The organism is Bacteroides sp. AF39-11AC, assembly GCF_003474285.1.
Taxonomy (GTDB): Bacteria; Bacteroidota; Bacteroidia; order Bacteroidales; family Bacteroidaceae; genus Bacteroides.
The window spans coordinates 96,254-119,874 of the sequence record NZ_QROH01000003.1 but is presented as its reverse complement, the minus strand read 5'-3'; the positions used below and the strand labels follow the sequence as shown (position 1 = coordinate 119,874).

Below are 23,621 nucleotides of genomic sequence, written 5' to 3'. Positions count from 1 at the left end.
GATAAGCTCTGTGAGACTCTGTGCCTCTTTGCAGTGAAGTCCCTCCACAAAAGTACGTAAAAAAAGAGTGGAAAACCTTGGCTTCCCACTCTTCTTATTTCTATTTAGCAAACATTTACAACGGAATATATTCCACGAATGCCTCCATTGCTTCGTAAGATGCCAGACCAAGGCTGTCATACAATGCAGCAGTACCACGGTTGCGGTCTTCGCTGCGTTGCCAGAACAGACGTTCGTCGTTGCCCAGAAACGGTGCACTTTCCATCTGAGACTGGTGTTTCAGGATAGAGTTACGTTTGGCACGGAGTTCTTCAGGACTGATAGGCACTGCCATTTCAATGTTCTCAATTTCCCATTCAGCCCATGCACCACGATACATCCAGATGCGGCAATCTTTCAGCCATTTTGCACCTTCTTCTTTTTCCAGATCGATAGCTGCAAATACAGCATCGGTGCAGACACGGTGTGTGCCATGTGGGTCGGCAAGGTCGCCGGCAACGAATATCTGGTGAGGTTTCACTTCACGCAACAGATTACGTACGATTTCCACATCAGCTTCAGTCAACGGACCTTTCTGAATACGACCGGTTTCATAGAACGGCAGATCAAGGAAATGACAATGATCCAGTGGGATGTTATTGTATGTACAGGCGGTGCGTGCTTCACCACGACGTATCAAACCTTTAATGGTAAGAATATCGCGTGTATCGATGTCACCGTCTTTTTTCTCTTTCAGGAACTTACGGATTTCTGCATACTTATCGGTAATCACTTTGTCTTCGCTGTTATTGAAGATTTGATTGAAACCGTTGATAAAGTGCAGGAAACGGATTACTTCTTCGTCGCCTACGGCAATGTTACCGGAGGTTTCGTAAGCCACGTGTACATCATGCTTTTGCTCTACCAGACGACGGATGGTACCTCCCATAGAGATAACGTCATCATCGGGATGCGGAGAGAATACAACGACCCGTTTCGGATACGGTTTTGCGCGTTCGGGACGATAAGTGTCGTCTGCATTCGGTTTGCCACCCGGCCACCCGGTAATGGTATGTTGCAGATCGTTGAATATCTTGATATTTACATTATATGCAGAACCGAACAATGCCAACAATTCACTTAAACCATTTTCATTGTAATCTTTATTGGTAAGTTTCAGGATGGGCTTTCCCGTTAATTGGCACAACCATACGATGGCACTGCGGATCAGTTTGTCGTTCCATTCGCATGAAGTCACTAGCCATGGACGGTGAATGCGTGTCAGGTTGCCGGCAGCAGAAAGATCAATAATTACATGGGCATTATTGTGAGTTTGCAGGTAAGATGCCGGAATAGTATCTGTTACTGCACCTTCTACACACTCTTTTACCATTTTGGCCTTATCATCACCCCATGCCATCAAGAAGATTTTCTTGGCAGCCAGAATGGTGGATACACCCATTGTGATAGAGCTGATCGGTGTGCTTTCAATGCTTCCGAACATTTTGGATGCCTCGTTGCGTGAGTCATTATCCAGCAAAATCAAGCGAGTGGTGGAGTTCAGACGGGAACCCGGTTCGTTAAAACCGATGTTACCTACACGACCGATACCGAGTAACACGGCATCCAGTCCACCAAAGCTTTCGATGCGCTGCTCGTATAAACGGCAATATTCGAAAATCGTATCTTTGGGGATAGTACCGTCCGGACTGAAAATATTCTGCTTGTCGATGTCTACATGATCGAGGAACATTTCTTTCAGGGCATTCAGATTGCTGTTGATGGCATCTGCTGTAAGTGGATAATATTCGTAAAGGTTGAATATGATAACATTGCGGAAACTCAGACCTTCTTCCTTATGCATCCGGATAAGGGCTGAATATACATTGCGGGGAGAATTACCGCCTGGCAATGCCAATACGCAAAAACGTCCGGCTTTTTGTTTGTCGCGAATCAGTTGAGCTATTTCGCAGGCAATGTGGTTTGCACCTTCCTCTGCTGATTCGTAGATGTCAGCGGGGATTTTTTCCAGTCGGGTCAATACCGACCTTTCAAATGCATTCTCAGGCCTGTAATACCTGGGGGAGACTCTGTTGAGAGTGATTTGAGAACTAAGATTGGTTTTCATAACTAAATTGGTATTAATAAATTGATTAAAGCTTGTCGCTTCTATGATTTAACAAATATACGAAAAACAAAGTTCACTCATTTAATAGTGTTGGGGCTGTTTTTCGGAACAAGGTGTTTTTTTCTGACACTGTTTCGGGATACAAATGTAGGCACTTTTTGGTAACTATGTACTCACTTCTTTTAGGTATTTTCATTAAAAAGACTAAAATGGAATCTTTTTGTACAAATACATCACCTGTTCAGAGGGAGGTTGGGGACGTGTCGTTTGCGTACCTGTCTTTTAGTAACAGGTAATCCTAATTAATATAAAATGTAGTAGTTACTGTATTTCCTGTACTATCTACCGCTGTCAGCGAGTGTTTTCCGGGTGTAGGTTGCAAGGAGATCTTATGGAAATCCTGTGTCTGCGTCAGATAAGTATTATCAAGATGCCAAAAGATGGTGGTAGCGGGATTACCATGGGCCAGTTCGGCAGTCATATATCCTAGGCTTCCATCCATCTGTTTGGGTAATACAATCCGTGCATTCATGGGGGGGTAGATGAACTGCATCGGTTGGAGGGCATCTTCTCCGCAACCCGGCTTAAAAGGAGGAAGCGGACTGTATTCCGGATGATGCTGTTTGTAATACCATTCCCAGACGGGCGGCAAAGTGAACCAGGATTTCTGGATGGTAGGTTCCAGATTAGCACAATTCTCATAGATACGGTGAGTTTCATCGGCTGAGAGAGTGATGAGGTGATGATAAGGGCAAGCTTCCGTCTTTAATCCGGCGGGAAGAATCAATAAGGTGTCTGTTTCTTCGCAAAATCGGCCTTTCAGATGCCCGGATTTCCGGCATACTTTAGCCTTAACAAAGACATTTTCCGGACGTTTGAACCATTGTGTAGGAGGAAGCAGGCTGAATACATCAAACAGAACCGGACCGGCTGTCCGTGCTCCTACAAGACCGGGCTTGCCTTCTCCGGTAGCATTACCCACCCATACACCTACGGCATAGTGAGGAGTGACGCCTACAGCCCAGGCATCGCGGAATCCATGACTCGTTCCGGTCTTCCATGCGATGGGATGCATGGAAGGGATGGATTTCCAGTCTATTTCTTCGGGACGGTTCACTTCGGTTAGAGCATTGAATGTTTGCCATACGGCTCCCGGTTGAAAAATATCCGTTGTCTTTGCAGAAGTGACTGCCTCGGAATTTTCAGAATCTTCAGAATCTGAAAGCAGTAAACTACATTCCGTTTGTGGAAGTTGCAATAGACTCCGTCCCATATGTGCGTATGTATTGGTTACATCCCATAGGGTGGCTTCCGCTCCACCCAAGATAAGGGATAAACCATAATGGGAGGCGGGCCGATTGATTGTCTTCAAACCTATTTGCCTCAGGAAAGTGTGAAACTTGGGAACACCATATTTTTGCAGCATCGTTACTGCCGGAATGTTTAGTGAACGGGCAAGTGCTTCTGAAGCAGGAACAGCACCTTCGAACTGCAAACTGAAGTTTTGAGGCGTAAAGCCATTAATATTAATTGGTATATCAGGTAGTAATGTATGAGGTAGCAGGCTGCCTTCCTGCAACATGGCATAATATAGAAATGGTTTCAGAATACTTCCCGTGCTTCTGGGTGCCTGAATTACATCTACCTGGTTACCGCTTTGTTTCCGTTCGAAGTTTACATTGCCGCAATAAGCTACCACCTGATTGGTCCGGATATCAATCACCAGAATAGCCAGGTTGCGTATATCACTCCGGTTAAATTCGTTACTCCAACGTTCGGCTGCATTCTCTATTTGGCTTTGAATACCTCTGTCGATGGTTGACACGGAATATTTCCCATTCCGTTCCTGATAGAAGCGACTGACCAGATGAGGGGCTATTTGGGGGAGAGGATGAGGCTCATCGGGTAGTGGTTCACTGATGGCCAGTTCGTAAGTGGAACTATCTATAATCTTTCGTTCATACAATTGTTTCAATAGACGGTTTCTCTTATTGAGCAATGATTGTCGTGATTTGGAAAGGTGAATCATGGCGGGTGCGTTTGGAAGTACCGCCAACATAGCTGCTTCCGCCCAGGAAAGTTCTTCGGCCGAATGTCCGAAATATCGCCAGGCGGCGGCATCGAGTCCTACTACATTTCCTCCGAAAGGAGCGTGTGAAACGTACATGGACAGGATTTTTTCTTTTGAAGCACGAAATTCCAGTCGGGTAGCCAGGATCATTTCTATGAACTTTTCTCCAAAAGTACGCGATTCGTTTCTTGCCAGACGGATTGTTTGCATGGTGAGGGTACTTCCTCCACTTACAATGCGTTTATTCTTTAGGTTTTGGTAGGCGGCTCTGCCCGTGGAGACAGGATTGACTCCCCAATGGTGATAGAAATGCCTGTCTTCGAAAGTGATGAGACATTGCTTTATTTTCTTCGGAGTAGTGGTCCGGGGTGGAAAGCGCCATTGACCGTCGGATGCAATGCGTGCGCCCAGTAATTCACCGTTCCGGTCAGTGACAACGGTGGAGTAGGGTACATGGAAAAGTTGCCGGGGGAGGCAAAAGATATAGGCTATCACCAGAATTGTAATAAGTATGAGTATTACTTTTTTGGTGATAGACAGTTGTTTGAAGTACTTTATAATTTGAATCTTCATCAATATTTAAATATGACTATCTTAATTCTCCTCCTTCCAAAAGGAGGGGAATTTGAATAGTTTTGCTTATTTACTATTTACTGACAGTCGTTCTTCCTGCCTTTGTTCGTGCCTGTGCCGAAGCGTCATACATGGCTTCGCACTGGATAGCCGGCAGAATGAAATTGCCTGCATACGTCGCTTGCAATCTTATAGTGAACTTCTTCAGTCCGCTGCGTTGTAGGTCGAAGTAAGTCAGCACACGGTCGTCACGAATATCCTGATAGGTATAATCACGGGTAGGCGTCGCTTCCGGAGTCATCAACCGGTCATTGTAAATCTCCCAACCTGACGGCAGGATATGTGTTAATGCCAAATTGCTGTAAGCAGTGGTTCCACTGATATTACCTACGGTGATGACTGCCATAAAGTCTGTTCCTTGCTTGATATCATCTATGGATATCGTCGCTCCGTTCATATCCGTATATTTTACGTCCAGGCGGAGGTTATTGGATATTGCGGGTAATGTATCATTAAGTAATTGCGTGCGTGTAATGAGGTCCACACTTAATGCACCTTTACTTTCGTTCTTTACTATAATATTACCCGAAGCCGGTGAAGTGGACAGTTCCTTTGCAAATACAGCCTTGGCTGATTTCACTACGGGTTGCTGTTTTCCGTTCCAGGTCCAAGTGAAGTCCAGAGTACCTGAAAGCTTCTCAGCCAGACGTCCCATCGCCATTAATGAGAAAGCAGTGGACTGTGTGCTGAACCAATTCTCTTCGGCCAGATTCTTGGATACCTTCTTCGCCTGTTGCAATGCCGCCTGGTCACGGTTCATCAGGAGTAAAGTTTCCAATATCATAGCTTCGTCACGATCATACGAACCATAGATATAATTCTGTGAGGAATAAGGGGTAACGGTGGTTTCTGCCTTAAATACCAGTTCTTCAGCCGGTTTCATCTTACCTGTCAGGGCATAAGCGGCTGCCAGTCTCCATTTGGCTTGCAGAGGCAGGTTAGCTTGTTCTTTCATCCGGTTCATGGCACCCTGCTCAGGTGCCCCGGCTAATGCCAGTGTGTACAATCTGTATGCCTGTTGCACTCCCGTTTGCCAGTAAGCCCAACTGTCATCCTGATCCGGCATCCGCCAGTTCTGGGCAGCAGCACGTTGGAAGCGTTTCCACTTATTCAGTACATTCGAGTTGACAGCGTAGCCTTTCTCCTGCGCCAATACAAGGAACATGCCCGCATAAGAAGTAATCCACTCATCGGCACTGGCATTTCCCGGCCAGTAAACAAAACCGCCGTTCGGAAGCTGGCGTGCATAGAGTTGCCGTATCGCTTCCTGTACGTTGGTCTTAATCTTTTGAGCTTCTTCCTCATCCACAGCTTTAAACTGGCTGACGAACAATAGCGGCAGAGCTTTGGAAGTCAGCTGTTCCGTGCAATGATGCTGATAATTATACAGGTAGTCGAACCTGCGGCTGATATCTACCGAAGGAATGCGTGAGACTTCCAGCAGCATACGGCTATTTGCCGGAGAAGCACCATTCAATGAATAAGGAAGTGTTACACTTTCTCCCTTTTCCACCCATTGGTTGTTGCGGAAGGTCACTGCCGGATTCGGGTTTCGGACTTCTATTTCAATGGTTTCTTTCGCCTGCTGACTGCCACCGCTGGCAGTGATATGTATCGTTGCTTTTCCTGTTTTACTTCCGGTCTTTATCTTAAAGTAAACGAGTTGGTCACCCGGTTGACTGAAAGTAATGGATTGTTTATTGGGATCAATCACTTGTACACCTCCACCTGAAGCCTGGATGGATACCGATACATTCTTCACTTCCTTCTCCATGGCAAAGACATTTACCGGGACAGTAATCTCTTCTTGTGTGCTCAGCACACGGGGTAGTGTTGACAACAACATCAACGGTGTCCGCACGAAAGAAGTCTTTTCCGCTTTTCCATAAGCTCCGTTTTGCCCCGCTACCACCATCGTACGTACAGAACCTACGTACATCGGTAGTTTCAGCGTGTGCGTCTTCTGTTTCCCTTTATCCAGATAGAACGGACCGATAAATTTCACTATCGGCTTGAAGCGGTTCGCTTTTGCATCGGCTGGTTTCAATGTCTCGTCACCACCCGTACTGAACAATGAACTGTAACGTCCGGCAGATGCTCCGAGTACATCGTCATACATATCCCAGGTGCGGATGCCCAATGCTTCGCGGGCATAGAATTCATTCCATGGATCGGGAGTCTTGAAATTAGTCAGGTCGAGCAATCCATCATCTACAATGGCCAGTGTGTACGTCATCTGTTTGCCGTTCTTTTCGCTGACGGTAACTGTGAAGTCCGTTTCCGGTCGCAACACTTCCGGCATTTTAATTTGCGGTTGCAATATAGTTTGTTTGTTAGTGACCAATACCGGAACTACACCGTACATACGTATCGGCAAATCGTTCACCGTCTGTGCATGAGGTTGCAACAGGCTGATGTGCAGATAAACGTTCGGCGCCATTTCCGGAGTCACTTTGAAAGAATACTTTGTGTCTCCGTTGTTGGAAACTTCAATCCATTCACGTTGCAGAACGGTTGAACCGTTTTCCAGGGCTACCAGTGCACGTCCTCCCGCAGCGGCAGGAATAATGGCTGTTGCCGTTTCACCTATTTCATACGAGTCTTTATCCAGAGAGAAAGCGAGCATTTTAATGCCGCTGGGGTCCGTCTTGCTTGAACGTCCGCGCCAATCCGGCCAGTCTATATAAACAGTTCCGCCGGTGGCATGCCCACTTTCCTTATCTTTCACATAAATTAGGTAACGTCCCCAGTCCGGATAGTTTACCCGGAATTTGAAAGTTGCCTTTCCGCCTGTAGTCTGTATATTGCCACTGGCTACGGGAGTGATGGAACTACTGTTGACATAAGTTCCGAATGATTCGTCCCGGTTCTCCCACCACCAACTCCAGGAGATACGGTAAATCTTATATTCCAGATTGGAGCGGTTCACTAATTGCCCTTCTGCATTTACGGTGACAATGTCGAATACATGATCCTGGTCTGTCTCGATGTATTTTCCTTTCGGTTGGTTCAGATTAATCCCTACGTAAGAAGAGAATGGAGAGAACGGAATGCTTTGCGTGTAAATACTGGCGTCTCCTCCCGGTTCGAATACACGGCTGGTTAAAGTTGCATTCAGCATTCCCGGGGCATTGGTGGCAGCCGGAAGTTTCAACCTAAAGTTAGCTTTTCCTTCCGCATCCAGCGTTCCGTCGAATACATCGTTTTTCACAGTTGTAAATTCAGTAGCCGGATTATTGAATATGTATTGCCCGTAGTTCTTAAATTGCGTATTTACTTTTGATAGGGACATTTCCACCTTGGTTTTCAGCCGTGAAGCTGTGGCGCCTGTCAGCCATGTGGAAGTAAGCATTACCGGCATTTCTTTGGTAGAAGCTTGGATTACTTTCTCCGGTAGTTTCAGATTAATTTTCAGGCGGTTTGGCTTCACTGTTTCTATGCGAAGGCTTTTGTGGAAAGCGGTTCCGCCTACTTTGACGTAAGCGTTCCATAATCCCGTCGGGTCTTCGGGGCGTGTCGGCAGGTCAAACGTGTAGAAACCGTTTATACCCTGTGTGGAAATTATTTTGGTATAGAATTGTCCTCTCGGATTATACAATTCCAATGCTACAGGGTGTTTATCCGGAATTCTTTTTTCACGGTCTTCCATAATAAAGCTTACATGCAGCGTATCTCCCGGTCGCCATACCCCTCTTTCGCCATAGACGAATCCTTTCAATCCTTTCTGAATATCTTTTCCACCTACATCGAACCGGCTGACAGATTGTTCTTCACCGTCTGCCACACGAACGTAAGCCTTTTGTTTCTCTACTTCGGCCACCACAATGAAAGGAATACCTTTCGGGGTGATTTCCGTAAATCCTTCACTATTGGTCTCAGCGGTTCCGATGGCTTGCAACTGGAAGTTGTAAACAGTCACTTTTGCTTTCTCCATCGGTTTGGTATCCAAGATGTTGCTTACGGCTATCCACAGTTTGTTCAGTGAATTCCGTTTTACAATCATTCCTATATTGGAGGCAAATACATTGCACGATGCTGCCCGGTCAGAGTCCATATAATAGGAGGGATGGCAAGGATTATTGCGTTCCCGCCAGTTATACTGGCTCCAGTCCATCTTTATGTTACCATTATAGTAGAAATAAGTTTCCGGGGTATCCCATTCTGCTTCATTTTCTTCGAAAGTACTACTTCCACTGACTTTCGTCAATCCCTCTGAAGCAGTATTGTCTGCAAAGCTCATCTCTTGTTTTTCTGTTCCGCTGCAAGGATAGGCTGAGTATTCCTGCCGGAAAGAAAGTATGATACGGTAGATAGCACCCGGTTCCTGCCGGATCAGTCCGGCAAGGTCTATTGAATAGTCTTCCCATCGGTGCACGTCTTTTGTGCTGTCCTTGCTCAGCCACAATGTGTTCTGATAAACCAATCGTCCGGAACGGCGCAGTTCACTGGCGGATGAGAGCGTATTGGTCTGCATGAACATCAGTACATTGTTTTCAAAAATACGGATTACGCTTAAATCTACCGCATAGAGATTGACTGCCCGGAACGGGATGATTAAACTTTTGGAGTCGGGCAGGATAGCGGCTGATGTAGACATGCTCACTTGTGGTTTCAGATTCAGTTCGCTGAATGCGATGGAATGTGATGTTCCGAGCGATTTATCCCGGCTGTTTTTCACTCCTTCGTGTATCTTCAAAGTCAGTTTGCTCAGTTGGTTGGCTTCAAAGTAGATGTATACTTTATTATTCTCCACTTGAAATATAGAAGATGATACTTCGGGGATTTCAATCAATCCGTTCAGGTCTTGTGTGGTAGAAACAGGATCGGAGAATACTATTTCGATTCCATTTTCCGGTTCGTCAATACGTTTGGCAGAGAGGAGACGGAAATCATTCTTGGCAGGGATCAGTACGTTTTCTGTCAGTTTGCGGTCGATTCCTGCAGGACTGCCGTTGGCGGTGATTTCCAGCTGGTAGTCTTCCGCTTCGCGAATGACACCGGCTATTTCAAACAGATAGCGTATCGGATGATCTGTCGGAGTGATACTGACCGGATAGCTTTGACCGTTTCCGCCTTTGGCAGAGAGCATTTTCTCAACTGCTTCTTTGGAAGTGGCATCACTGAAACGTACTTCACCTTTCAGCGTCACTAGGTCGCCATGGCTATCTACGTCGATGGTTGTTAGCGGTTCAATATACAGTGTGAAATTGGGTTCCTGTACTCTGAAAGAGAATTTGAATTCTTTCAGGCGACTGTCCACTTCTACAAACCGACCTAATTGGAACGTACCTTCATAGAACTCTCCCGGTTTTAAAGTTCCTGGTTCAGGAACGAATTCAATCGTATTGTTGCTGACCCAATATGCTTTACCTTTCAGGGACGGGGAGAAACTGAATGGGTTTTCTTTCAGTTCATTGTTCAAATCTACCATAGCTTGATCTTGTGTCAGTTCTATGCGTATGTTCGAAGTTTGTGAGATAACTCCTCCTGTATATGCATTTACAAAAGGTGCATACTCGGCAGAAGGAACAATATCTTTTTTGCTGTTTGCGCAAGAGGAAAAAACTATGATGGTCAGTAACAGAGAGAATAGCTTGTCAGCTATACGGTGTTTAGCTTTCATTCGTTCCATAATATAAAAGAATTATAAATTCTCAATAGAAAAGGCATCCGCATCTTTCCATGCGGGGAATTTTTGTCTGAATTCTCTCAGGACAGAGAGGTCGAGAGTTGCGGTGGCGGTTCCTTCTTCATGATCGGGTACGCTGGCAAGCAAATCGCCCTTTGGTGAATAAATGACGCTGCCGCCATTATATAGCATTTGATTTCCATCCGTACCGATACGGTTGACACCGCAAACATAACTGATATTTTCGAGTGCACGTGCTTGTAACAAAATGTCCCATACCCGACGGCGGGGAACAGGCCAGTTGGCAACGTATATCAGAAGATCATATTCATTATTTACGTTCCGGCTCCATACCGGGAAGCGAAGGTCGTAGCAGACTAACAGTAGTATATTCCACCCCCGGTAGGAGATAACAGGCCGCTGGCTACCCGCTGTAAAATGCTCCGTTTCCTGGCCCATACGAAAGAGGTGCCGTTTATCGTAGTAATAAGCTTCCCCTTCGGGAGTCAGGAAAAAAGCACGGTTATAATAAGACTTATCAGGAATGGGAACCGCATTTTTATTTGCATCTACTTCTTCATCGCAAGCTATATAACTGCCTGTAATGGCGAATTGGAATTCTGCCGCCCATTGGCGCAAGGTGGTGATGGTTACACCCGATACTGGTTCAGCTAGCCTTCGGCTGTCCATACTAAAACCGGTAGAGAAGGTTTCGGGCAAGACAACAATCTCCGCTACTCCACGAAGCGCTTTGAGCTTCCTACGGAGTAGGCGGAGATTTTCTTGTTTATCTTCCCAAACAATATCTGTTTGTAATAGAGTTACACGCATAACTTCATTGAAATATTTTAGGCGCGGATTATACGTATAACGCGGATTAACGTGCTACGTTATACTTGCAGGCAAAGATTATTTGCCTGGCTTTCCACGCCGCAAGGTAATAAAAATCCGTGTAATCCGCGTAATCCGCGCCTAAAAGTTATTATCAAATGTTGCCTAAAGCAAAGTTCTTCGGGTTCTTCCCTTTGAAATCCTTATAATAGAGCTTTACCTCGCGCATATCCTTTTCGATATCTCCTGACGGCATAATCGCTTTTGTCGCGGAAATCGTTTTAGTGGTATAATCGATACCTATCATTACAATAGGTACCTGCGCTTTCAATGCAATAAAATAAAATCCTTTCTTCCAATTAGGGTTTGCTTTGCGGGTTCCTTCCGGTGTAATAGCGAGCTGGAATTTCTTGCTTCTGGCGAATCTTTCCGCCATCTGGTCTACCAGTGATGTTTTGCGTCCCCGATCTACCGGTATGCCACCTACGGCTTTGAATATTAGTCCCAGTGGAAAGAAGAACCATTCTTTTTTCATCATGAAGCAGGTTTTCCGTCCGATAGCTCCGTAAAATAGTTTGCCGATAAATAAATCCCAATTAGAAGTATGAGGTGCTGCAGTTATCACACATTTATCATAATCCGGTACCGTTACATTTGTCTTCCATCCCAAAATGCGATAGTAGATAAAGCTGTATATTGCTTTTTTCATTCCCGGTGCTTACTTCAGATTACCGATAGCGTTAATAATTGCGTCTACTTCTTTATTAAAGTCTTCGCGGAATTTCTTGTAGAAACCTTTTACATTTCCCGGCTCGGTATGGCTGATACGGCTGATAAATTCATCTTGCATACTCAGGATTTTACCCATCAATTCGTCAGCTTTTGCTTTATCGGTTCCGGGTACGTATAAGCTGTTTACCAAACACTCCATGAACAGTTCACCTGCGATATAATTGACGTTTTTCTTAAGTTCTCTTCTACTTGCCATAATCTTTACGTTTTAAGTGAATAATTTGAAATATTTCCGGTAAAGATAAGTACTTTCCACGGTATAAACCAACATTTCATATTTTTTTTGATGTGCGCTTCCTTTCATAATTCAGAAAAAAACACGAAATTTGCGACGCTTTTGAACGAAACTTTACTAACACCTTTAAATAATTAGATAAAATGACAAAAAGTGCATTGCAAATTGCAAGGGCTGCTTATCAGCCCAAACTTCCGAAAGCGCTGAAGGGTGCCGTTAAGGCGGTAGCTGGAGCAGCTACTCAGTCTGTAGCCGATCAGGAAGCTATCCAAAAATTGTTCCCTAATACGTACGGAATGCCTTTGATCAAGTTTGAGGCTACTGACGAAGTGGTTAACTTCCCCGCTATGAATGTGGGTGTTATCCTTTCCGGTGGTCAGGCTCCCGGTGGTCATAATGTGATTTCCGGTATTTTCGACGGCATCAAGAATTTGAATAAAGACAGTAAGTTATATGGTTTCATCCTTGGCCCCGGTGGTTTGGTAGACCATAACTATATGGAACTGACTTCAGACATTATTGACGAATACCGTAACACAGGTGGTTTCGATATCATCGGTTCCGGTCGTACCAAATTGGAGAAAGAAGACCAGTTTGAAAAAGGTCTGGAAATCCTGAAGCAACTTGATATCAAAGCATTGGTTATCATCGGTGGTGACGACTCTAACACCAATGCCTGCGTACTGGCTGAGTACTATGCAGCTAAGAAGTGCGGCGTACAGGTAATCGGCTGTCCGAAGACTATCGACGGTGACTTGAAGAACGAAATGATTGAAACTTCTTTCGGTTTCGACACTGCTTGCAAAGTTTACTCTGAAGTCATCGGTAACATTCAACGCGACTGTAACTCTGCTCGTAAATACTGGCACTTCATCAAGTTGATGGGACGTTCTGCTTCTCACATCGCACTGGAATGTGCTTTGCAGGTACAACCTAACGTTTGTATCGTATCAGAAGAAGTTGAAGCAAAAGATATGTCTCTGGACGATGTAGTGACTTACATTGCACAGGTAGTAGCTAACCGCGCTGCTCAAGGCAACAACTTCGGTACGGTTTTGATCCCTGAAGGTCTGATTGAGTTTATCCCGGCTATGAAACGTCTGATCGCTGAGTTGAACGACTTCCTCGCTGCAAATGCAGAAGAATTCTCTCAGATTAAGAAATCTCACCAACGTGATTATATCATCCGCAAACTGTCTCCGGAAAATGCTGCTATCTATGCCAGCCTGCCCGAAGGTGTTGCACGTCAGCTGACGCTGGATCGCGACCCGCACGGAAACGTACAGGTATCTCTGATTGAAACAGAAAAACTGTTGTCGGAAATGGTAGCTACTAAGCTCGCTGCATGGAAAGAAGAAGGTAAATTTGTTGGTAAGTTCGCTTCTCAACATCACTTCTTCGGTTATGAAGGCCGTTGCGCTGCTCCGTCTAACTACGATGCTGACTATTGCTACTCGCTGGGTTATACAGCTGCTTCTCTGATTGCTAATGGTAAGACAGGTTATATGTCTTCTGTACGCAACACTACAGCTCCTGCTGACCAATGGATTGCAGGTGGTGTACCCATCACGATGATGATGAACATGGAACGCCGTCACGGTGAAATGAAACCGGTTATCCAGAAAGCTCTGGTGAAACTGGATGGTGCTCCATTCAAGGCATTTGCTGCTCAACGCGACCAGTGGGCTATCACTACAGACTATGTATATCCGGGACCGATTCAGTACTTCGGCCCTACAGAAGTTTGTGACCAGCCGACAAAGACTTTGCAGTTAGAGCAAGCTAAATAAATCAGCAAGCTAACGAAAAGTGAATAAGAAGAACGCAAATTACATGAATTACACAAATTTGAATAATCTATTTGCGTAATTTGTGTGATTTGCGTTCTATTTTAACTAATGCATGGCAACTAAAACTAATTCTACACCTCGTCGAAAACCAATTTCCCGTCCTGCTGCACCTGCTGTACGCCGCGGTAAGAAAAAGAGCAAAGAACGTATCATGCCCACATGGTTGCGTGCTATACTTGCTGTTGGGATTATTGCTGTGTTTTCTGCCGGTTTTTATTGGTTTTTCATTCGCCCGTATGCTTATCGCTGGAAGCCTTGTTATGGTCAGAAAGGATATGGTGTCTGTATGCCCTGTGACTATGAAGTGCATGGCATTGATATTTCCCATTATCAAGGCAGTATAGATTGGATACAACTGACATCCAATAAAACAACCAAATTTCCTATCCATTTTGTCTTTATGAAAGCCACTGAGGGTGGTGACCATGCTGACGATACTTTCCCGTTCAATTTTGATCAGGCACATCGTTATGGTTTTATCCGTGGGGCTTACCATTTCTTTTCTCCCAAAACAGATCCGCATAAGCAAGCTGATTTCTTTATCCGTACGGTTCAGCTTATTCCCGGCGATCTGCCCCCCGTACTTGATGTCGAAACTATTGGTAAAAGTACGCCTCATGATCTGAAGATTGCCGTTAAAACCTGGCTCGACCGTGTAGAGTCACATTATGGAGTGAAACCTATTCTTTATACTTCCTATAAATTTAAAAGCCGCTATCTTAATGATTCGGTATTCAATACATATCCCTATTGGATTGCTCATTATTACGTAGATTCCGTCAAGTACGAAGGTTCCTGGCACTTCTGGCAACATACTGATGTAGGCAATGTTCCGGGCATTAAGGAAGAAGTTGACTTGAACGTGTTTAATGGCTCATTGGAACAATTGCAGGCTCTTACTTTACAAAAATAATTTAGTTGAAAGTTCTCTCTTTTTATATGTTTTCAATCTGCTCTTGTTTACAATATATTTTTTGCAATAAACGTGTTCCGAGTATCGGTCTGTAATGTCCTCTTTCGTAGTAGTTATGAATATCGTTCGTGTATTCATTAATACCACTGAAATCAAATACGTTGGTATCACCGAAAAATCTTTTTAAGATCTCCACGTCTGCAGGATTTATGCTTATTTGACTGTAATCAGGACTGATAATAATCTTGACTGAAGTGCTCTGTCTCCGGCAGATTTGACTTATTTCCTCTAATAATTCGATTTGTGCTTGCCAAAGAAACGGTTCACCTTTCCGGTATTTTCCATTTCTATAATTGGGATCCCTTGTTTTCTGGAATTCTTTTTTATGACTTTCCCAATATGCTTCTCCTTCACGTTGGATCATTTCTTCCCGGGGATTGATGGCGTCATTGGTCACAGGATCTTTGACGACACCATAAGGATTGATCACTCCTTTCATATAGGGGCGGTATTGATGGAATATTTTATAATCGAGATAGGGAAGCAAGAAATTGGGAAAGAAAAAGGCTTGGCAGAATTTCTCCTGGAAACTAAAGTTACTGATTCCTGACAGAGCAGGAGGCAGTACATAATTATGGCCGTTTAAAAGCTGGTCTTTTCCTAACGACTCTTTATCCAGAATCAGAAGCAGGTTTTTAATTTCTGCGCCGTTTTCTTCCAAAGCTTGTAGTTTTTTGCAAATGGCAGCTATACTCTCGGCATTACCAAACAGGCGTATTGCCCTGCCTCCATTCAGATATTTTTCCCACTCGCGGCATGGATAGGCCATCGTACAGGAATTTCCCATAATGAAGGAGTCAAAAGCAATGGAGTCCCGGTTGTTCATGTACATTTGCCAACCGATATAGCTTTCGTTCAACATAACAGGAGAGTTGTCATAACGGTCGTAATGTTTTAAAACCATAAAAGGGTCATTCAGAAAATAGACCGCCAACAGACTGATAAAAGGTATCAGGAATATAAATAATTTTAGGATGAAACGCATGGCTGCACTTCGTTCATTCTTTTTCTTCATAATGCTGTCTTTATTTATATTAAAATTGCAGATAGATAAAACTGTCGGAATTGAACTGTCCCAATGTAAAGAACATAATAGCCAGCAAATAATAGATGCTCCATCTGATAAGTGCAGGCTGTTTTGCCAATGCTTCCAGAAGATCTCGTTTAGACATGAAATATTCGTAGGTTAGAATCAGTACAAGGGCACTGCCTGCGACGATGCAGTTATGATCCGACATCCCGATGCTCATCTCTTTCCAACTGGCATGGGTGCTGAACGAAATGTGTCTGATATAATAAAACGCATCGGTAACCGAATCCAGGCGGAAGAAAATCAGGGAAAAGGCAAAAAGAAGATAAGTACGGATAATAGATAAGGCGCTAAACAATGGATTGCCTAACCAAGTCTTCAATTTGTTGCGGAAGATAGCGGTTTTCATTTCATAAAAAATGAGAAGCCCCTGGATGAGTCCGTAGATGATAAAGTTCCAACCTGCACCATGCCAAGCGCCCAGTCCGGCAAATGTAAGGCTCAGGCTCAGGAATACACCCCATTGCCCCCAACGACGCATACCGGAAGACAGGGGAAGGTATAAGTAATCTCTAACCCAGAATGAAAGGGACATGTGCCATCTTCTCCAGAATTCGGCAGTAGTTTGTGCTATGAAGGGGCGGTTAAAGTTAGGGCTGAGTTTAAATCCCAACATACAGGCACCTCCAAGAGCAATATCCGTGTAACCAGAAAAGTCACCATACAATTCTATCGGATATAAAAGGCATGCCATGAGTAACTGGACGCCGGATGCTGCATGCACAGAATTGAAAATTCCATCTATATGGGGAGAAATATAGTCGGCAAGTATCAGCTTTTTTATCAATCCTACTACTATCAGTTTCATTCCATAGACAATAGACTGGTAGGCTACCGGTTTCCCTGACTTTAATTGGGGAAGCATATCTCTTGCTCTCTCTATAGGACCTGACAGGAATTTCATGAAGAAGAGCATATATATCATGAAGTCGGTAAGATTCTCTTCCGGCTCTTCTTCTTTCCAATAGATTTCAGTCAGATAGGAAAGAGCCTGGAAAGTATAAAAGGAAATACCTAAAGGAAATAGTAAGTGTACGCCGGGCAGTAGGTTGGCATATCGGAATGTTAACCAGCCTACTATCAGAAGACATAAGCCTGAAATATAGATTCTTTTTACATCCTTTTCACGTTTTGTTTGCCCTACCCATTTGCCGAGAAAAAAAGTTGCCAGTGAAATGAGGAGGGCTATCACCAGAAAGGCTATATGATAGTATCCTATAAAAACACAACTCGATAACAAGAGCACCGCTTTCTTATATTTCGTGGGGAGTGTGTAGTATAAAAGGAAAGTACACACAAACAGTGTGACAAAATTCAGGGATATGAATGACATGTTCTACTTTGTTTTAGTCAGAATTGCATTACAAATATCTCCTACATTCTTAAACCGTACAATATCCCTGAAAGTAAAATGAACATTAAAATCTTTTTCAATTCTACTTATTAGTATCATGTTGGTTAATGAATTCCATCCCTCTACGTCCTGTGCAGTGGTTTCATTGGTAAGAACGATGTTATCTCTCTTTAAGATTTCCTGAAAAATCAGGCTTAGTTTGGTTAAAATCATCTGAGTATCCATGTTAGTTTAGTTTTATATTAATTCCAAGATTTTCTTTCTATCTGTTTTACTGCTGGTGTTCAGAGGAAAATGCTCCATGCAGTGTATATGTTTAGGAATCATGTAGAACGGTAATCGGTTATTCATGTATTCTTCTATCTGTTGTCTATCGAGATGAACTTTTTCGACGACCAGATGCAGTTCGCATTGGTTGTTTTCTCCATATTTGGGAATGACAACCGCTTTGCATTCATTGTTGAAGTAGTTTTTTACGACGTGTTCTATTTCACTTAGTTCAATGCGGAATCCCTGTAGCTTTATCTGTGAGTCTTTCCGACCGCAGTATATAATATCACCATCGGCATCTAACTGACAAAGGTCACCGGTTTTGTAGTAAATCTTTCCATCTATTCCTTTGATGAGGCATTCCTGAGTCTTTTCCGGGGAATTCCAGTAGCCGTTCATGATTTGTTTACCACTGATCCAGAGTTCTCCGGTCTCCCCTGTAGATACGGTAGTTTCATTGCTGTCCATAATCAGAATGTCGGTTCCATTGAATGGTTTTCCTATGGCAATCATTCCGTTGTGGTGTTTGCACGAAGTGGTTGGTATCTGATAAACTGTACAATAGATTGTTCCTTCTGTAGGACCGTACAAGTTCACAAAAGAGGCATTAGGTGCACAGCTTCTGAAAGCAGACAGTAATTCTACATCCGATGCTTCTGCGGTAACAACCAGATACTTCAGTTCAGGAAGCTGTATCTCTGAAAAATACGGCAATAGTAACTGGAGTAGCGAAGGAGCTACGGCAGCAAATGTAAGGTTGTATTTCTCCAGGGTTTCAATGACATTGATATACTTTACACCTTCCGGGGAAACTGTATATACACATGCTCCTATAGTCAGTGGGTATAAGAAAGATACGATGGATACATCAAAGGTCAGCTCAAACATTTGCAGCATCCGGTCGTTTTCATCTAACTGCCAGTCCAGATGACTGTATGCATCATAGAAAGCATTCAGGTTATTGCGGGAGATAGGAACTCCTTTGGGTTCTCCCGTACTGCCGGAGGTGAAGATGATATAAGCGTTTTCATTCTTTTCCGCATGGCTGGCAGAAGAGGAGGGAAGTGTTTCTTGTATTTCCGAAGTACATATAAAGTCTATATGCTGGGTGTCCAGATTCAAAATACGAATATCTTTTGTATATAAGATTAAATGAATATCGGCAAGCTCGGCTATCTTCTTGTTTCTATGCTTAGGATAGGCAGGGTGCAGGATAACATACGTTTTTCCACTGATTAATACTGCCAGTATGGAGGCATAGGTTTCTAATTTGTCTTCGGCTATGATGCCAATGATTTTGTCTTTCCTTTCATTAATCAAGGTCGATATTTTGTATACGGTTTCAGATAATTGCCGATAGGTATAGGCGATGTCATTAATAACAAATGCCTGATGTTCCGCATACTTCTCAAAAGCATTTATGATCTCACCGATCATATCTTTTTGATCCTTTTCCATTTTGTTTGTGATTTGATAGTTATAGTAAAGTCTAATTTGTTTTTGCACAAATAAAGACAGGGAGAATTTATATTCTCCCTATAGGCCTATCGTTAATGTGTGTTAAGGATCGTATGCTTTCGGAGAATTAAAGTCTGAACTTTACTGCTGCCCAACGATTTTTCTCCTGGTGGTGCACAAATTGCAATCCATTACGTTCAGCCTCTGCCTGAATCAATGGAATGTCATCTACATAAAAACCGCTCATATACAGTTCTGATCCCGGATGCATGCAACGCACATATTGTTTCATGTCATTCAGCAGAATATTACGGTTGATGTTGGCAATAATCACATCAAACGGACCTAGATCTTTCAGGGAAGATGCATCACCTTGTGACACGGCGATATTGTCTACATGGTTCAGCTCTATGTTTTCAAGGGAATTGCGTACACACCATTCATCAATATCAATAGCGGTGCAAGGTGCAGCACCACGCATACGGGCAAGAATAGCGAGGATAGAAGTACCGCACCCCATATCGAGTAAAGACTTTCCTTGCAGGTCACTGTCCAGCAGTTCACTGATGATGAGGCTGGTAGTTTCGTGGTGGCCCGTACCGAAAGCCATTTGCGGATTGATTACGATGTCATATTCAGTTTGGGGAACATCGTGATGGAAAGTGCTGTGAATGACGCAACGATCACCAATAACAATCGGTTGAAAGAAATTCTTTTCCCATTCCTCGTTCCAATCTTTGTCTTCAGCTTCTGCAAAAGTATATTCAATTTTTGTATCCGGTAGGGGGAATTCGGCTATAACTGTTTTTACAGTTGTCTCATCATACAAATCCTTTTGTATGTAGGCAGCAATACCGTCTTCTTGTTCTACAAAACTCTCAAAACCTGCATCACCCAGAACAGCGGCAAGCACATCGTTCACTGTTTCAGTGCAGGGGGAAGTGCGGAAAGTAAATTCTAAATATTTCATTGGAATACAATATATTGTTAAATGCAAAGAGGGTCCCGATGAAGTGAACCGGTTTCTTTGTATATTTGTTTATTAGTTGCAAAGATAATGTAAATCGAATGCAGAACTTTCATGCTTGCATGAAAAAGTTATGTTGAGATGCAGTTTATCTTTTTTAAAGATAGGGTATTTAGGGAAATCCCTATAATCATTTGGGGAAATTCTTCTGCAGACGGTAATTCCCATCGCTATCTTTGTGACGTGATAAAATAGATAAATGTAAACCAATAAACTACACCCATATGAAAAAGATTGTTTTTTTATCGCTTTTTGCCTTGTGCCTCCCTTGGATGGTTTCGGCGCAGAGCATAGATGACGACCTTTACTACACTCCTTCTAAGGATAAGAAGGAAAAGAAGCAGGAGAAGAAAAGAACATCTGCTCCGGCTGAAGAGATTGTAGTAAAGTCGAATGCACCGACTACGGTTTATACGTCGCCGGGGAATACTACTGTTGTAGTTCAGGATCGTAAAGGAAATGCACGTGATGTAGACGAGTATAATCGTCGCTATGATTCACGTGAGAATGACTTCGTAATGGAAGACGATACCTTATATATTAAAGAAAAAGCTGTGCCTGATCCGGAGGGGGAATGGGTAAACGGCTTCGATGGTTCGGAAGAAGATTATGAATATGCTATGCGTATCGTACGTTTCCGTAACCCTCGTTATGCAATAAGTATCAGTAGCCCATACTATTGGGATGTCGTTTACGGTCTGGATACATGGAACTGGAACGTTTATACTGATGGAATGTATGCTTATGCTTTCCCAACTTTCTCTAACCGCCTGTGGTGGGATTGGCGTTATAACTCCTACGGATGGGGTGGCTATCCTTATTATGGTTGGGGAGGTTACTCACCTTATTACAGCTATGGTGGCTGGTCCTATGGTTGGGGCGGCTTCTACGGTGGCTGGGGATGGGGACACCATCACCATCATCACTATCCTGGCGGTGGCTGGTATCCCGGTGGCGGTGGACACTGGGGAGGTGGTCATTGGAATAGCGGTAGCGTATATACGTATAGACGTCATGATGGAACACGTTATTCCAACGGAAATCGTGTCTCTACTGCACAAGGAACTACACGTCGGGGTTCTGTAACGAATGGTGGACAAACCGTACGTCGTTCTTCGGATGCTACTTCCGTAAGACGCAGTACCGGTACTTCAGGTAGTACAACTCGCAGGGTGGTAGGTACTCGTTCGGGAAGTGAACGTCCGGGAATGAATACCCGAACAGATGCTGCTTCTTCACGGAGATCGACTTATACTCGTCCCAGCAGTACGCGCAATAATTCATATAATAGTAGTAATGTGGAACGTGTTCGTAATAGTGGAGGAACTTCTACCCGTTCTTCTTCTGTAGGAACTACACGTCGTAGTAGCACTTCTACATCGACTTATAATAGAGGTAGTTCGACTAATCCTACCAGAAGCTACTCTAACGATAATAGCAGACGTTCTAATAACAATAGTAGTACTACTCGTTCTTATAACAGTAGTCGTTCTTCTTCAAACAGTAGTTACTCTTCCGGTAGTAGCTCACGTTCGAGCAGCTATTCATCCGGTAGTAGTGGTGGAGGTTCTTCCAGTCGCTCAAGTGGTGGCGGCGGTGGTTCCACTAGAAGAAGATAACCGTATGGAGTGTTTACCATAAAAGAGAAATGAGTATGAAAAAGAAATCAACGATAATAGCTTTGGCTGTGCTCGTAGCGACAAGTGTGAGCGCACAGACTGTATATGATGCAGCAAATATAATAAGTAAAGATTTGAACGGAACCGCCCGCTTTGTGGGTATGGGTGGTGCGATGGGAGCTTTGGGTGGTGATATTTCTACTATTGGAACAAATCCTGCCGGTATTGGTATCTATCGCAGCAATGATGCAATGGTTTCATTCGGTTTTTCCAGTATGGGAGTCGAGAGTAAGCTTGGAAGCAATACATTTAATAGTGATAAGAACCGTTGGAATTTTGACAATGCAGGTTTTGTGTTCTCTACGAAGCTCGGGAATGTAACGACCTTGCGTTATGTCAACTTTGGATTTAACTATCATAAAGCAAAATCATTCAATCGGACAATGACGATGGGAGGGCAATATGGTTTGTCGCAGACAGACTTGATGGCAAGCCAGGCAAATCAGATGTACGGTGCGGGAATGGATCTTCAACAGTTGACAGAAAAAAACATTCTTCCGTATGATCAAGATAGAGTTGGCTGGTTAGGTGCTTTAGGATGGGATGCCCGATTGTTTGATAGAGATGACGATCCTAATAATCCTTATCTAAGCTTAGGTATTAGCCCTTATGCTACTTATAAGTCTGTAGAAAGAGGTGGAGTGGACCAATATGATTTTAATATTGCTTTTAATTTTAATGATCGCTTTTATTTTGGCGTTACCATCGGAGCATACGATGTAAATTATCGTAAGTCTTATTTCTATGGCGAAGATATGGGAGAAGGTAATGACTATAGTATTAGCAGTGAAAACCGTATCAATGGTGCAGGTTGGGATGCTAAGTTCGGCTTTATCTTTCGTCCTATGGAAGACTCTCCTTTGCGCCTTGGATTAGCCATCCATACGCCAACCTTTTATCAACTGACTTATACTACCAGTGCAGCTATACAATCGAATCTTTGGTATGTGAATAATGAAACTGGTGAAGAGTTTCAGGAACATCTCTCTTATAGTACTTATTATGAATTGAATGATAAGGATATGAAGAGCGAGTTTGAATTGCGTACTCCGTGGACATATAATTTAAGTATAGGTTATACAGTGGGAAGTAATTTGGCTTTAGGTGCTGAATATGAGTACCAGGATTATTCGAAAATGGCTTTCTATTACCCGGAAGGTGATAAAATGGAGTATGAGAGTGAAGAAGCAAAAATTAACAATAAAGGAGTGAGTACTTTCCGTATTGGCGCTGAATATAAGGTAATCCCGGAATTTGCTCTTCGTTTGGGTTACAACTATAGCTCTGCTGCATTTAAGAATGATGCAGTTAAGACACTTCCTTATAATTCATTGAATGTAGATACTGACTTTGCAAATACGAAGTCACTGAGTAATTATACGTTGGGTATTGGTTATAGAGGTTCTTCATTCTATGCTGATTTGGCCTATAAATTCTCTACTCAGAAAGCTGATTTCTATCCATTTGCTTTGCCGGGTAATAATGGTAATTATGATGTACCGGCAGTAACGAAAGTAACAAACTCTCGTAGTCAGGTGCTATTTACTTTAGGTATGCGTTTCTAAACGAACAACAATATAAAGCAAATAACCTTTCATTGCAAATACCTTGTGTATTAAACC

The 23,621-nt window shown here is 43.4% G+C and carries 15 protein-coding genes; 4 read left to right on the top strand and 11 right to left on the bottom strand.

All coding sequences use genetic code 11. The features are described from left to right. Positions 1 to 115: 115 nt before the first annotated feature. The 6 genes from DW036_RS06185 to DW036_RS06160 all read right to left on the bottom strand — a co-directional run bounded on the left by DW036_RS06185 (position 116) and on the right by DW036_RS06160 (position 12,259). Positions 116 to 2,107, bottom strand: a complete 1,992-nt coding sequence (locus tag DW036_RS06185) for a glucosamine-6-phosphate deaminase (RefSeq protein WP_007663923.1) — start codon at positions 2,105 to 2,107, stop codon at positions 116 to 118. Between the two features lie 298 nt (positions 2,108 to 2,405). Further along, the gene (pbpC, locus tag DW036_RS06180) at positions 2,406 to 4,751 is read right to left on the bottom strand and encodes a penicillin-binding protein 1C (RefSeq protein WP_118462177.1); all 2,346 of its coding nucleotides are present in this window, start codon (positions 4,749 to 4,751) and stop codon (positions 2,406 to 2,408) included. Between the two features lie 73 nt (positions 4,752 to 4,824). Then, positions 4,825 to 10,434: an alpha-2-macroglobulin gene (locus tag DW036_RS06175; protein WP_118463112.1), complete on the bottom strand. Its 5,610-nt coding sequence runs from the start codon at positions 10,432 to 10,434 to the stop codon at positions 4,825 to 4,827. A 21-nt stretch (positions 10,435 to 10,455) separates the two neighbouring features. After that, the gene (locus DW036_RS06170; RefSeq protein ID WP_118462175.1) at positions 10,456 to 11,271 is read right to left on the bottom strand and encodes an amidohydrolase; all 816 of its coding nucleotides are present in this window, start codon (positions 11,269 to 11,271) and stop codon (positions 10,456 to 10,458) included. Positions 11,272 to 11,425: 154 nt separating this feature from the next. Continuing rightward, entirely contained in the window at positions 11,426 to 11,980 is a 555-nt protein-coding gene (locus DW036_RS06165; protein WP_021966992.1) for a 1-acyl-sn-glycerol-3-phosphate acyltransferase, read from the bottom strand. A 9-nt stretch (positions 11,981 to 11,989) separates the two neighbouring features. After that, positions 11,990 to 12,259 (bottom strand): hypothetical protein, encoded by a 270-nt coding sequence (locus DW036_RS06160; RefSeq protein ID WP_118462173.1) that lies wholly within the window; start codon positions 12,257 to 12,259, stop codon positions 11,990 to 11,992. Between the two features lie 182 nt (positions 12,260 to 12,441). Between DW036_RS06160 and DW036_RS06155 the strand changes: the two genes are divergently transcribed. Together DW036_RS06155 and DW036_RS06150 are read left to right on the top strand one after the other, a co-directional pair. Then, complete coding sequence (locus DW036_RS06155; protein WP_021966993.1) at positions 12,442 to 14,088, top strand: diphosphate--fructose-6-phosphate 1-phosphotransferase; 1,647 nt, start codon at positions 12,442 to 12,444, stop codon at positions 14,086 to 14,088. Positions 14,089 to 14,200: 112 nt separating this feature from the next. Further along, a complete protein-coding gene (locus DW036_RS06150; RefSeq protein WP_187374563.1) occupies positions 14,201 to 15,061 on the top strand; it encodes a glycoside hydrolase family 25 protein in 861 nt (286 codons plus the stop codon). Positions 15,062 to 15,083: 22 nt separating this feature from the next. On the opposite strand, the gene DW036_RS06145 is transcribed toward DW036_RS06150, so the two are convergent. The 5 genes from DW036_RS06145 to prmA all read right to left on the bottom strand — a co-directional run bounded on the left by DW036_RS06145 (position 15,084) and on the right by prmA (position 20,263). Then, positions 15,084 to 16,136, bottom strand: a complete 1,053-nt coding sequence (locus DW036_RS06145; RefSeq protein ID WP_118462171.1) for a histidine kinase — start codon at positions 16,134 to 16,136, stop codon at positions 15,084 to 15,086. A gap of 19 nt (positions 16,137 to 16,155) precedes the next feature. Continuing rightward, entirely contained in the window at positions 16,156 to 17,544 is a 1,389-nt protein-coding gene (locus DW036_RS06140; RefSeq protein WP_118462169.1) for an MBOAT family protein, read from the bottom strand. A gap of 3 nt (positions 17,545 to 17,547) precedes the next feature. Continuing rightward, positions 17,548 to 17,790, bottom strand: a complete 243-nt coding sequence (locus DW036_RS06135; protein ID WP_118462168.1) for an acyl carrier protein — start codon at positions 17,788 to 17,790, stop codon at positions 17,548 to 17,550. A gap of 12 nt (positions 17,791 to 17,802) precedes the next feature. After that, the gene (locus DW036_RS06130) at positions 17,803 to 19,293 is read right to left on the bottom strand and encodes an amino acid adenylation domain-containing protein (RefSeq protein ID WP_118462166.1); all 1,491 of its coding nucleotides are present in this window, start codon (positions 19,291 to 19,293) and stop codon (positions 17,803 to 17,805) included. 127 nt (positions 19,294 to 19,420) lie between these two features. Then, positions 19,421 to 20,263, bottom strand: coding sequence for a 50S ribosomal protein L11 methyltransferase (gene prmA / locus DW036_RS06125; protein WP_118462164.1), 843 nt, complete (start codon positions 20,261 to 20,263; stop codon positions 19,421 to 19,423). A 281-nt stretch (positions 20,264 to 20,544) separates the two neighbouring features. On the opposite strand from prmA, the gene DW036_RS06115 reads away from it, so the two are divergent. Both DW036_RS06115 and DW036_RS06110 read left to right on the top strand, forming a co-directional pair. Next, entirely contained in the window at positions 20,545 to 21,939 is a 1,395-nt protein-coding gene (locus DW036_RS06115) for a hypothetical protein (protein ID WP_118462162.1), read from the top strand. A 35-nt stretch (positions 21,940 to 21,974) separates the two neighbouring features. Then, entirely contained in the window at positions 21,975 to 23,564 is a 1,590-nt protein-coding gene (locus tag DW036_RS06110; RefSeq protein WP_187374562.1) for an OmpP1/FadL family transporter, read from the top strand. The last annotated feature ends 57 nt before the right edge of the window (positions 23,565 to 23,621 follow it).